Annotated in this window: 5 protein-coding genes; all 5 read left to right on the top strand. The window is 59.8% G+C overall.

Features of this window, described 5'->3' with window-relative positions; translation table 11 throughout:
- Nucleotides 1-3 precede the first annotated feature (3 nt).
- The 5 genes from AKL25_RS17040 (at nt 4) to AKL25_RS23815 (ending at nt 13,531) form a co-directional block, all read left to right on the top strand.
- Complete coding sequence (locus AKL25_RS17040) at nt 4-2,589, top strand: hypothetical protein (protein ID WP_050478906.1); 2,586 nt, start codon at nt 4-6, stop codon at nt 2,587-2,589.
- Nucleotides 2,590-2,593: 4 nt separating this feature from the next.
- On the top strand, nt 2,594-7,498 hold the full coding sequence (locus tag AKL25_RS17035) for a contractile injection system tape measure protein (protein ID WP_050478905.1): 4,905 nt from the start codon (nt 2,594-2,596) through the stop codon (nt 7,496-7,498).
- 53 nt (nt 7,499-7,551) lie between these two features.
- A complete protein-coding gene (locus tag AKL25_RS17030; protein WP_050478904.1) occupies nt 7,552-8,898 on the top strand; it encodes an ATP-binding protein in 1,347 nt (448 codons plus the stop codon).
- A gap of 1 nt (nt 8,899) precedes the next feature.
- Nucleotides 8,900-12,148: a hypothetical protein gene (locus AKL25_RS17025; RefSeq protein ID WP_050478903.1), complete on the top strand. Its 3,249-nt coding sequence runs from the start codon at nt 8,900-8,902 to the stop codon at nt 12,146-12,148.
- 63 nt (nt 12,149-12,211) lie between these two features.
- The gene (locus AKL25_RS23815) at nt 12,212-13,531 is read left to right on the top strand and encodes an eCIS core domain-containing protein (protein ID WP_083444760.1); all 1,320 of its coding nucleotides are present in this window, start codon (nt 12,212-12,214) and stop codon (nt 13,529-13,531) included.
- Nucleotides 13,532-14,202: the final 671 nt, after the last annotated feature.

Raw genomic sequence — 14,202 nt, 5'->3', positions numbered from 1 at the left:
ACGATGAAGACGCCCGAACACATCGAAAAGATCGTCCCCGACCGGGACGGTCTCGATTTCGATGCCTTGAGAAAGGCGGGCATTGCCATGCTGCAGGAACTCAGCGGCGAGAAATGGACCGACTACAACCTGCACGACCCCGGCGTCACCATTCTGGAGCAGCTTTGCTACGGGATCACCGATCTGGCCTACCGTTCCGAGTTTGCGCCCGAAGATTATCTGGCCGGCCCCTTCGGCAAGATCGACTTCACGCGGCACGCCTTGCACCTGGCCGATGACATTCTGCCGAGCCAGGTGCTGACCGCGAGCGACTACCGCAAGATCATCTACGACCGTATTCCGGAAATCGAAGATGTCTGGCTCATCCGCGAGCAGACGGCGGCTTGTGCCGGGCTTTACCGTATCTCGCTGAAAATCCGGGAAAGCATCCAGGATGAACTCAAGCCGGAAGAACAGGCCCGGCTCGAAGCACGTGTGACCCAACAGGTAATCGAGGTCTACAACGCGCATCGCAATCTTGGCGAAGATCTCGACGAGGTCGTCATTGTCGGTTCGCAGCCGGTGTTTTTGTGCGGCGACATCCAGATTCACAGCTTGCGCGATCCGGCGTCGATCTTTGCCGACATCTTTTTCCGTTGCGCACAGCAGGTGATTTCCGGTTTCCGCGTTGAACGCTATCTCGATGCGCGCGATGGCGGCGTCACCTTGGACGAGATGTTCAGCGGTCCGCTCACGGTGCATGGTCGCATCGCCGCCACCGGAGCCGAACGGCCCGGCGCGACGATTCCGATGGCCCGGCTGATTGCCCTGGTGCAGGCGGTCGACGGCGTCACGCATGTACAACGGCTGGCGCTGTGCGATGAGAACGGCCAGCCGGTGCAACTCGACCGGCTGGACGGCAAAGTGCTGCGCCTGCGGTTTCCGGATAAACCGCAAAGCACCTTCCTGCGCCTGCATTTCGCCAGCGGTGCGGTCGGGCACTACGATACGCCGATGGCAGCAGCAGGGGCAACCGGGGCGGAGCGCGACCGGCCGACCAATCTGCAGGAAGAGAAAGCCCTGATCGTGCTGGACGATGCCCGCATCGCCTTGCGCAAGGCGCGCTTCGAATTCGACACGGTGCGCAATACGCCGCAATCCCTGGAGCAGGTCGTCCCGGCTCCGGAGGGCGTGCAACGCTCGCTGCGCGACTACTATTCGATCCAGCATCAGTTCCCGGCGATCTACGGCATCAACCGTTTCGGCGTGCCGGCATCGGCGCCGCTGAAGAACAAGGTCAGCGCCAACCAGCTCAAGGCTTACCTGTTCCTGGCGGAACAACTGATGGCGAACTATCTGGAAAACCTGCACGGGATTCCGCAAGTGTTTTCGCTCGACGATGTGCAGCACACTTATTTCTCGCAAGTGCTGGACGACGAGGCGTTACCGCATATCGAAAGTCTGTATGTGGGGACGCTGCCGCAGATCGGGAGCATGCTGTCGCAAATGGTCGCGCGGATGGACAAGTCGGAAGACCGCCGCAGCCGGCTTATCGATGTCTTGCTGGCGATGTACGGGGAAGAGTTTTCGCAAAAATCGCTGCGTCGCTTCAACTATTACGAAGATCGTCATTCGGCGCGCTGGCTGGTCGACAACAAGCTGGCCTTCCTGCGCCATATCGCCGGCCTGAGTCGTGACCGTGCAACGGCTTTCGATTATACGAAAGGCAAGCGCCGCGACGACGACAGCCCCAATTTGTCGGGCGTCCACGCCAAGATTGCGATCCTGCTCGATCTGCGCGCACCGCCGGGCGGCGCGCCGCTGAGCCAGGAACTGTTGAAATACCGCTTGCGCCTGAGCGCCGCTGCCGGGCTGTCGGCGGATCATTACGCCGGCGCGGCGCGTCATCTTACGCAACTTGCTGCGCAGGCGAATGAGGCCGACGCCGGGACCGAACCCGCATCGGAAGGGAAGCCGGATGCGTCCGCTGCATTCCATGCCCCAGGTGGGGCGATCTTGCCTGCATCGCTGCTGACTCAGGGCGTGCGCCTGGAAAACTATATCCTCGAACAGCACGGGGAGACGATTCATGTTCATTTCCAGACCCACGATGCGCAGCTTGGCGTGGTCCGGCTGGGGCACTATCCGGATCTGGCCGAGGCCGATCGTCACGTGCAGCAGTTGCGCAGCTTTATCTGCCGTCTGAATATCGGATCGGAAGGTTTCTATCTGGTCGAGCATCTTTTGCTGCGGCCGCGCGATGCCGGCGCCGACGGTGACGAAGCCGGCGATCGGTTCGACGGCGAGTTCTACTCCAGTCGCATCAGCGTGGTGTTTCCGGGCTGGTCGGCGCGATTCAGCGATCCCGATTTCCGGAATCTGGCGCAGGAAACCGTCTGCCGCAATTTGCCGGCGCATCTGTATCCGGAATTTCACTGGCTCGATTTCATCTCGATGCGCGATTTCGAGCAACGCCATCGCCTGTGGCTGGATAGACTGCGCCGCCATGCCGAAACCGCCGATCCGGAGCGGCTCGACGGCGCTGCCGCGAGCGTGGTGAAGTTTTTGCAGCGCCAGCGCAGTGCGCTTAACTCCGCTTACTGGGTCTGATGACATGACCGCTACCCATCGCATCGGCGAGTTAGTGTTCGATCTGGCGTTCGAGTCGCCGACGATCGGCATTGCCCGCACCGAGGAGTTGCGCAGCATGGTGGTGGATAAATTGCTGCCGCTGATGGAAACGGTGTTCGATCAGTTCGGCGGCGACGATGTGGTCTGGCAGATCGACAATCTGGTCGTCGACGTCGGCGATGTGACCGAAGCGGACTTGCCGGCAACCTTGGTTGACAGGTTGCGCACGGCGCTGGAGCAGGCATTGCATGGCGAGGATGAGCCGGCGGCTGGAAGCGACGCGCCGGTCGGCCGTATCAATCGCCGTCGCGGGGACGTGGATGTGCTGCTGGCGTTTCTGGCCGACGGCACGATGGCGTGGCAAGTCGACGCCGCAGCGCCGGCATCTCACGCGACCGCACTCGCGCGCGTATTGGCGCGCGATGCCGATGCTTTCTTGCAGGCCTTGGCCGCGTCACCGTATCGCACCGTCATGCTGACCCGGCTGGCGCGGCAGTTTGCACCTGCGCAGCTGGAAATGCTGTTGCGCAGGATGCGCCCCGGCCATGCCGATGCGGTGCTGTCGCAACTGGCGGCCTTGCAGGAACTGTTGCAAGAGGCTGCCCTGACGCGCACGGTATGGAGCGGCGCCTTGCACGCAGCCTGGGAGGCAGCGTTGACGGCCGCGCTGGATGGCACAGAGGAGGCGGCGCAAGCGCCGGCGTCCACATTGACCGGACGCGCATTGCGCTGGCTCGCGGAGCGGCAGCGTGAAGACCTTGCGATTGTCGCAAGCAGGCTTTTGGCAGCGAACTCGAGCCGTCACGGCAGGGACGCAAGCGACAACGACGTCGTCCATGCGCTGCGCAGGATATCCAGCGCAAATTTTCCGGCGGAGGGCGTCGAAGGCAGCGCTTTCTCAATGGCAAAAGGCGCGATCGGAACAGTGCGAGGCGAAACACCCGGACAAGCGGCGGCCATGCCGGCGGCGCCAGGAAGGCCGACGGCCGCGGCGCTTCATGCAACGGACGATTGGCCGGAGGAGTGGCGCGTATTGGCCGCAGATCCTGGCGATCAGGCCTTGTTGACGCGGCTGGTGCGGCAATCATCGCCAGCCGTGCTGCAGACGATACTGCGGCACGTTACCCCGGATCATGTAAAACCCTTGCTGGCGCAGCTCGAAGCCTTGCAACGCGTACTTGCAGGCCTGTCCGTTTCGGATCGGACATCGCAGGAGGCACTGTCGGCTGCATGGGCGTACATCCTTGGCGCCGTTCTTGCCCGGCCGATACAGTTGCCGGCGCTCTTGCCTATGCTCGAGACGGTGATTGCCGTGCTGGCAGCAGAACAAACGAGCGCGCCGGCCGCACCGGTTTTGACCCGGATACGCGAGGCGGCCGCAGCCCTGGGCGATCCCGCCGGACTGGCTACCGCATTGATGGTGATGGAGGGAATGCGGGGAGAACGGGACGTTTTGCCATCTGCCGTGGCCGCGCCGTCATCTGCCATCGATATAGCGCCGGACGTCGATTCCCATGCGCCGCCGTCGGCGATGGCGGCGATGCGCAGCCGTGTGACTTCGGCGTTGATGAGCGGTAACGCCGGCGATATCTACGACGACTGGCGAGCGTTTCAGGAACATCAGCCGGATCTGCTGCGTTCCGCAGTCCTGCATTACGGCGGCTACGGGGAAATCCGCGAAAAGATGGCATCGACTTTCCCGCTGTCGCTGCTGCGCGACATGGAAGCCTTGTTGTCGCACGAAGCCGCAGCATTGACGGCGCGCATATGGGATGACGAAGGTTTGCGTAGTCGTTTGAACGTGGATGGCGCTGCCCGGTGGAACCATTGGCGTCGCGGCTGGTGGCGCGGCGCCGTTGCCTATCTCTTCCGGCTTGCGCGGGAACAGGCCAATATGGCAGGTTCCGCCGTAGCGGCATCCTTTGATGCCTCCGCCTATGTCGCCGCTGCGCTGGGAGGCGCGGGGATAACTGCCGCCGACCAGGACTTGTACGCTTACGTGATGGCCTTGGTGCACGACAGGGCGCCGCAACGGCAGCGTGCGTTGATGCCAAGGGCCGAAGAACCGCCCAAAAAGGAACCGCAACTGCAAACGCCGCCGGCAGTATCGCCGATGCCGTCGCTGACAGCCTTGTTCGATGCCATCCGCAGCGGCGCCGGGCTTTTGCAGATGCCGGCATTTGACGTGGACCAATTGGCGCTATGGGTGCATGAAGCGGTGCGAGAACCGTCGTTCCGGCAGGCCATCGACGATCATGCCGCGCTTGCACGGGACCGCCGTGCTTACTACGCGCACGTCTTGCAGGCGTTGGCGCAGAATCGCATTGTCGATCTGGAGGAATTCGCTGCTGCCGAAGATCTTGCCTTGCCGTTGCCGGCGTCGCAGGAAATTCCCGTGGATGTATCGGCCGCGCTGATCGACACCGTGGCTCAGGCGATTCCCGACTATCCACCCGGGACCGAAACGGCTACAACCGCTGCAACCGCGCCGGGCAACACCGACATAGACGAAGAACGCGGCAAAGCGCAACTGGTCGGCCGTCTGGCAAAAGCCTTGATGAAAGGCGATCCGGCGCCGCTATATGGCGACTGGGACATCTTGCTGCACAAGCATGCGCCGTTGCTGCGCGAAGCCTTGCGCCATTACGGTATTCGTGACGATATCCTGGAGCGTATCGTCTGGTCTTTTCCGGAAAGCATGTTGTACGACATGGCGGTTCTGTTGGCTCCGGAAGCTTTGTCGGCATGGCGGCAATTGCGTGACCAGTCCACATGGGCCGCAGCGTTGGAGATGGTTTCCGACGTCGCCCAAACGCTGCCTGCGCCGGATGGAGACGCGTCGTCTGTAGCGGAAGACCAAGACGATCTGATACTTCCCACGCCGGAGATGCTCGCAGGCTGGAAGCGGCAACTTTGGAAGGCCGCTTTGCAACAGCGATTACTGAGCGATCAGCGAGGGGAAGAACGCAGGGATGGCGAGAAGATTGCCGGTGATAACGGGAGTGCCGTCGGCAGCTCGTCGTTGACAGAAAGCATTCTTGCCATGGATGGCGGCTCAATCCATGCTCTGGCATCGTCGTTGTCAGCACATGCCGGATTGGTCCGCTCGCCCTGGCAGCGTCGGATGCTGGCGACTTGGGCAGGTTTGTCCGGGCGTTCCGAGCTTGCGCGACAAAACGACGCACGAGAACTTCTCGCAACGGAATCGGAGACCGTCCGGGGTCACCGCGAGGATGACATCCGTGCGATTCTGGATTATCAGCATCGTCTGACCGCAACGGAAAAACCGGCGGCGACGGCACGCGACGATGTGCTGCAACGCTTCGCGCGTCTCAAAGACGATCCCGTTGCCATCGATGCGTCATGGGCGGCGGACGATCTGGAGCGCCTGGTTGAAGCATATATCGTCGTGCACGGAGCGGACGATGCGAACGATGCCGGGCAGCAGCGCCGGATTTTCTTGCAGGCCATCAGGGCGCAGGCGCGGTCGGTTTCCGGGCCGGATCGCACCCGTTATTTCAATGCCGTGCTTCAGGCCTTGTTGCACGACCAGATGCTGGATCTTGAAGAGATCGCTGAAGCGAGCAAAAACAATCGCGAGCGTATTGCTGCTGACAAGGCTGAAGACAAGCAGCCCCGCAGCAAAGAAAAATACGACGCTCCGGAATTGCAAGAATCGGCAACGAATACTGCTGATCAGCGAGATTCGGAAAGCCTGGCGCATGTCGACTTCATGCTCTCACCGGATTTTCGAACGGGCATTGCATTGCCGGCCGGCCTGGCCGACTGGTTGCGGATGGCAATCGATGCCACCGCGCAGGCAGTTGTGCCGATGCTGGCGACATTGTCGCGCCATCCTGACGCCGTAGCGCGTTTGCTGGCGGTGGTGCCGGCTTCGTCCTGGCAGAAACTGCCGGCGCTGGCGCCGTATTCGCCGCTGCAGGTGCAACGCATGCGCCGCTATGCGGGCGACGTCGCCGATATCTTTGCAGAACAGAACCGGCAATTGTCCGCCACGGAAATGGCGCGTTTTGAATGGCGCTTTCTGCTGCCGTATCTGTTTGCGCCGGATCGGATTTTCGAACCTGCACGCTTCACCAGCGAACTTGTCGGTTTTCTCTCGCGGGAGAGCGGATTGCCCATCACGCATGCGCTGACATCGCACCTGCGCAGCCAGATGGGAATTGCCGTTGCTTTGCCGCGCGCCGCAGCAGGCCCCATCGCGCGTGCGGAGACGGGAGGCGCTTCCGACAAGGACATCCGCGCAACGACGACTGCGGCCAGTCTTGCCGGGGCGCGAGGCAGCAGCAACGAGGACGCAAAGACGAGCAACGATCGCACGCTGCAAACCGCACCCGCCGGCGACCAGGCAGCGCCGCAGATGTCGTCCGGCATGCATGTCGCCAACGCCGGCATGGTGCTGACCTGGCCGTTTTTGTCGCGCGCCTGGGAAGTGCTCGAACTGACGCGCGACGGCAAGTTCGTCGACGAAGTCGCAGCGCAGCGCGCAGCGTGGCTGCTGGAGTTTGCCGTGAACGAGCAGACCGCCGTGCCGGAATACCAGCTGACGCTCAACAAGTTGTTGTGCGGGATTCCGTTGCAAGCGCCGATCGTGGCGGAGATCGAAGTCACGCCGCAGGAGCGCGAACTGGTCGAACAATTGCTGACCGTCATGATTTCGCATTGGAGCGCGATCGGCAATACCTCGATTCAAGGATTGCGCGAAACATTCTTGCAACGCGAAGGCTATCTGTCGCGCAAGGAAGACGCCTGGCGCCTGCAGGTTCCGAAACGCACCTTCGATATGTTGCTGGACAAGCTTCCATGGAGCATTTCCACCATCCGCCTGCCGTGGATGGAAACAATATTATGGGTTGAGTGGACGTGAATGAATCTGAATGCGGCAATGGATCATAAAAATAAAGTCGGAAGGAAAGCAGCATGGATGCATTGAAGGCCAACGCAGCAAGCCTGGAGCGCGAAATCGCCTGGTTCGGCGACGTGCTGGCTACGCGTTTTCATGCTTACTTCATGCACGAGGGCGGTCCGCATGATATCCGCAGCCACATGCCGCCGGACCTCGGCCAGGATCCGTCGCCGTTTGCGATGGCCGTGCGCGAGCACGATATGAATTTCGATGAGCGACTGGTATTGATCCTGACGCTATTGCCGCATGTGCGGCCGCAGGCGCTCGATCTGCTGTTTACGGCCAACAAGAATACCGAGCGCAGCTATACCGAATTCGGCGGCTGGAAAGGCAAGAACCACGCCGGCTTGATGCCGACCTGCGAAACGGCCGCATTCATCCTGGCCGGCGACGATCTGGCGCGCCGTTTCGAGGTCTTGAAACTATTCGATCCCGAGCATTTCTTTACCCGTCACACCATCCTGCGGCTGGAACAAAAAGCCGAAGGGGAGCCGGCATTGAGCGCGGCCTTGAACGTGGAAAACGATTTTCTGGATCGCTGCACCTCAGGTCAGCAACACAAGCCGGACTACAGCGCCGGTTTCCCGGCGAAACGGATCACGACGCAACTGGACTGGTCGGATCTGGTGCTGGCGCCTGAGGTGCTGGAGGAAATCGACAACATCCGGATCTGGCTCAAGGGCGGGGCGGAAGTGATGCAGCGCTGGCATCTCGACAAGAGCGTCAAGCCCGGCTATCGCAGCTTGTTCTACGGGCCGCCGGGAACCGGCAAGACCTTGACGGCGACCTTGCTGGGTAAGGCTGCCGAAGTCGACGTCTATCGGATCGACTTGTCCAAGATCGTCTCCAAATACATCGGCGAGACCGAGAAGAACATGGCCAATGTATTCGATCAGGCGCAGAACAAGAACTGGATTCTGTTCTTCGACGAAGCCGATGCTTTGTTCGGCAAGCGCACCGAGGGCAGCAGCTCCAACGACCGTCACGCCAATCAGGAAATCGCCTATCTGTTGCAACGGATCGAGGATTTTCCCGGCGTGGTGATTTTGGCCAGCAATCTAAAAAGCAATATCGACGAAGCCTTTGCACGACGCTTCCAGACCGCGATTTACTTCCCGATTCCGGACGGCCTGCAACGCTTGCGGCTGTGGCAAAACCTGTTTCCGCAGCGCCGTCATCTGGCCGACGACGTCAACCTGGACGATCTGGCCGAAGACAACATCCTGTCGGGCGGCGCGCTGATCAACGTCGTGCGCTATGCCGCCATGCGCGCCGAAAGGCAAGGGCGCCAGACCATCGGCAAGGACGATCTGCTGCGCGGCATCAAGAAAGAATTCATCAAGGAAGGGCGAACGATCTGACATGACGACATCTTCGACCAGTACGGCTGCCTTCGCAGCCATTGCGCGGGTGGCTCTGACTAGCGCTTGCCTGCTGCTGCCGGCGTGGTCCGGCATCGCGGCGGAGACGGCCGGCGATGCGCCGGCGACAGTTCCTGCGACTGCCGCCGCACCTGTGTCCTTGCCGCTTGCGCCCGTACCTGAAGTCATTGCCGCACCGGCGGCAAAAGAGCCGGAGCAAGCTCCCGCAGGAACATCCGCCACGGCAGCGGATGACAGCTTCGTCATCGCGCCGGCATCGGCGCCGCGACCAGTGAGAGCTGCGCCTGCAGCCAAATCCGCTCCGGCAGCGGACGCTGTCGTCGCTCCGGCTCCAGATGCCGGCGCGCTCAAAACGCCGCCGAAGCCTGCGCTAAAACCGACGGCAACAACGCCAGGCGCAGCGCCGGCAGAATCGGAGGAAAAAACGGAGGTGAAAGCACAAGCTGCCTGGGCTGCAGGCGATAAACTCATGACGCCGCAAGCGGCGCAAGCCATCGTCAGCAAGGTCGCCATCCAACCCGAAGAGCAGGGCGGTCCGGCCGCATTGCTGTTGTCGCAAGACGTCCTGAAGAAGTTCACTCCGGCCATGCGCAAGCAGATCCAGCAGGCGTTGCTGGAAATCTACTCGGAAGATCCGGCCTACATGCAGGCTTATCGCGAGAGCACGCTGCCGCTGTCGGACAACATCGTCGGACCGATTACCTTGTCGTGGCTGAACCGTTTCTGGTTCGACTTCAAGATGGAGCCGTCCGGCAACCTGACCAATGCGTCGGTGTCGGCGCTGCTCCATTTTGCGGCGACGATCAAGGCCCATCCGGAATGGAAGGCGGATCTGATCAGCGCCGATCTGGGACGCTGGATCGACGGTTTCGACGACGAAGACAAGGCCCGTTATTACCAGATCCGCCTGGCCGGCACCGACGAGCAAATCCTCGCCATGCTGCGGCTCTATCACTATGAAACCGACAACAACCGGCGTCCCGGTCCCGATTCGGACCGCGCCTTGCTGACCATCTACAGCTACAGCCTGAGCGCGACGGACCTCAAGCTGCTGGCGTCAAAATCGCAAGTGATCGCCAAATTGTCGGCTCTGCAAGACATGGTCTACCTGAACCAGCCGTTGTTCGACGCCGCCGTGCTCGGCGCGCTCAAGGATCTGGGACCGCAGGCTGAATCCTATTTGCCGGCTGCACGGGAGGCGGCGCTGGAACAAAGCTACCGGCTCACACTGGGTTCGCTGCAACTGCTGCGGGACGGCAAGACGGTGCCCGATTCGATCATCAACGAGTTGGAGAAACTGTCCGGCACCTATCCCAGCCAGGCGTTTTTCACGGAGGCGATCCTCGACGCCACGGCCAAGGTCAATGAGCCGATAGACCAGTACATGCCGGACATCGTCAATGCGGCCGAGACCAGCACCTCCTACATCCTGACGGCGCGCGCCCTGGCTGAACTCGGCGCCAACCGCAAGAACGAGCCGGTGCCGCCGGTGATACTGGACATGCTCAAGGGCCTGCAAGACCTCGAGTATCCGCAACTGTGGCTGTTCGACAAAGCCGTCATGGCGCGCCTGCGCAACGGCATCGGCGCCTGCCCGAGCGGTACGCCGGGCAATGCCGCCAATCGTCGCAAGATCACTGCCGAACAAATGGGACAACTGGAAGCGGTGCTCAAGGATCAAAGTCTGTTCGATCAGCTCAACAAGCTCTGGAAAGAAGACTCTTGCAGCATGATCGACGCGCTGACGATGCCGCAGCAGATCGAGGCCCTGTACATCAAATATCGCGCTTCCATTCGCGCCACGGCACGCAAGCGGCCGGCTTACGACCCCAACAAACATGTGCTGTGGGACGGCAACGGCTGCGGTTGCGTGCTGGACGAGCTGGTAGGGGAGGTCTACGGCTTTTATCCGTTCTGGCTGGCCGGCAAGACGCAGAAGGTCGACTTCAGCACCTTGTCGCGCATTGCCTATTACGGTCCGACCTTCGACGACACGGGCGTGCTGCGGCAAGCCAACGACGGCCGCGATTTTGTGGCGGCGGCCGAGAACGGCGACCTGACGCAGAACGATTTCGTCAATATCGCCCAACGTCACCAGACGGCGATCGATTGGGTCATCCAGCGCAACGACTGGCGCTCGTGGAGCAAGATGGACAAGGGCCGCAAGGAACAGGTGTTCGAACGCCTGACGGCCAGCATCGTCAAGCTGATGTCGATCAAGATGCACAGCTGGACGTCGACCATCTCGAACCATTTGCCGTTCGGCGAACGCTTCGTGCCGACCAATGGCGACGGCGTCACCTTGTTCTTCGACGGCTATCCCGACGATGAGGTATCGGTCGGCGTGTTCAACAAGTTTGTCGATACGCTGCGCACCAGATTGCGGCAGGCCCGCGCCGGCGACGCCATCAACGTGATGATGCGCCATACCGCGCTGGGCAGCGGCGTCTACGACTATGCCAATTTGTACGGTCTGATCGCGACCGCCGAGGCCAATCGCAACAACAATCTGCTGGCGAAAGTGGAACGCGACCAGAATCTGCGGCCGCGCCTGCTGGTGCTGCTGGAAGAAGAAACCACCGATTCCAAGAAGCAATTGCGTTTGCGCATCGAAGGCGCTTTGCACGGCGAGCAGCGCGCCAAGCTGTTGCGCCAGGTCGTGCCGGTGATTACGTTTGACAACGACAACTGGCAGCAACTGCAGGACGACATCATCTACTTCAAGGACAACTTCGGCGGCGTCGGTTTCTGGCCGATGTCGATGACCGTGCCGGCTGCCGCCGCCGGCAAGGAAAAACCGATCGATGCAGTATTGCCGAGCACGGCAGGAGTGCAGCAATGCGATGTCAGCCGCGACGTCAGCCAGTGCCTGGCCGATTTCTACCAGACCGATCCGGGCGTGGAGGCGTCGCCGGTGTGCAAGACGGTGTGCGAAAACTTGTACCTTTTCCGGCTGGCGACTAAGCTGGTGTTCATGCTGTTGATCGGCTGCGCAGCACTGTATTACTGTTCCTGCCTGTGGCGAGAAACCATGGCGCGCTATCACCACGCGCCTGCACTGGTCGTTCTGGCGGCGTGGATGCTGTTGTCGATGGCCTTGCTGTTTTGCGATCCGTTCCTGCGATGGCTGGCGCGCGGCTACATGATTCCGATTTTCCTGGTGCTGTTTATTGTCGGGCTGGTTGCGTGGTATCAGTATTTGCTGAAAGAGCGGGATGAACAGCCATAAGATGGGGTACTGCAGGGCGATTCAGAAAATATCCAATGACGATCGATGAAGAGAGGGACTTCCATGAAAACGTATGCATCGACAGAAAATCAGCATGCTGGAGACGGCACATCTCGATCAACGGGTAAATCTTCCGATTTGGCCGATTTGCGACCGGCAGCATTGGCCCAGCGGAAATTGACGGATATCGTTGATAAAAGCAGCCGCACAATACAACAGAAAGCATTGACGGATCTTGCAAGCGATTCCTTGTTGCAGCGTAAAACCGAAATGGATGAGGAAGAGCCGAAGCAGGCAAAATTGATCGACGCTGCGATCTCTCAACGAGAGGCAAAAGGATCGGATCAGTCGAACAAGACTGGTTTGTCCGATAGCCTGAAATCTGGCATCGAGTCTCTGTCAGGCTTGTCCATGGACCACGTGAGGGTGCATTACAACTCCTCTCAGCCAGCGCAAATGAATGCGCACGCATATGCCCAAGGTAGCGACATTCACGTTGCACCGGGACAAGAACAGCATGTTCCGCATGAAGCATGGCATGTCGTACAACAAGCGCAGGGACGGGTAAAACCAACGCGACAATTGATGGAGAATACCCCAATCAATGACGATAAGGCGCTGGAGGACGAAGCAGACAAAATGGGGGAAAAAGCAGCCCAGAAAAAAGCGAGCGGCATGACGTCCGATAGCAGAAGCTCGTCCATTTCAGGGCCGGTACAACGGATGATTCAATTTCATCTTCCCCCACACGGGGTGGCAGATACAAAGAATTACTACAATGCTCAGGGGAATGCGAAAAAGCTTTTGTACGCCGGTGGCCGACCCGCTGATTTCAGTACCAAGTTCAAAGCGAATATGGTGGAACATCAATGGGGTGGTTCCTATAACAAGGAAACCGACATGTGGCACGTAGTGACCAGCGGGGAGTCGCAAGTCGTGCTGCCGACGAATGCAATTCAAATTGATCACGTCGTTCCGTGGGACAGCATTGAGACGGAATTAGGCAAGAATCCAGGCACTGTTTATGCGCCGCCTGATTTGGCAACGCTTAAAAATGCGGGCTATGTCAATCCTGCCGGGAACCAGTACACGATGTACGCAGCACGCATGTACTATCACGACGTTGACAATCTGAAGCCGATGGCCGGCTCGGAAAATGCGTCCAAAGGCGCTTCCAATGCCGCTGGTAGCGAGAAGTTGGAGTTGGCCTGGATGAATCGTACCGCTCGCAGTTCCGGTTTGCATCATCAATTGGTAACGACCGCTTTCCGAGAACTGATTGACTGGCAGAATGATGCTGCTGCTGTCGCAGAATTACTGGGGAAATTCGACGAGGTCGATAACAGCATGATTGAGGCGGAAGAGTTTTTCAAAGGATTTTGAGTTGGGCGAACAGTTTTCAAGCTGAAAACTGGCATGAGGGCAGCTCAAAAGAATATGCAAACTGGCGAATGGCGCCGCCCAGTTTCAAGGTTGGAAAGATAGACACCTATGCGGCAAAGAGGAATGCACAGTAGTTATATCGATCACACGCTGGAAAAGCCCGGGTCGGCGCCAAAGAGTGACGTGCAGAGGCACTTCTGGATGCCGGGAAAGTAACACCGTGGCCAAAAACATAAGGGCCAGATCATGCACCAAGCGCACCAATGAATAAATTCAGGAGTGCGTTTGCACGCTTCTAAAGAACGCGCGGCGATTGCATGCCGAATGCTTTCCGCTCCGCCAATCGCTCTCCGGGCGCAGCAAGGCGATTTCTCATCCACACACAGGCGATGAAAAGAGTCGTCAGGCACCGATCTCAGGCATTGGTCTGGTCCGGGTGCCGTCCAATAGCCCGTTTCCGCTGCAAATCAAAACATGATGCTACGTATGCTTACGAGCAGGGTATTCCGTTTGCCGTCAATTTTTCTCTAAACAAGAAGATCTTTTTTAAAAAGTGAGACGCACGGTATAGCCGCTTCGCGTGAAGGCGATAAGCTTGCGCTCGAAATGATCGATTGATTGGTAAGGGATACGCTACCTGACGGCTTGCCCTGTGTGGCGTGCAATTGAGG

It is taken from the genome of Herbaspirillum rhizosphaerae (genome assembly GCF_001189965.1).
Taxonomy (GTDB): domain Bacteria; phylum Pseudomonadota; class Gammaproteobacteria; order Burkholderiales; family Burkholderiaceae_D; genus Herbaspirillum; species Herbaspirillum rhizosphaerae.
The sequence above is the reverse complement of the archived record's forward strand: the minus strand, read 5'-3'. Positions and strand labels throughout refer to the sequence as shown.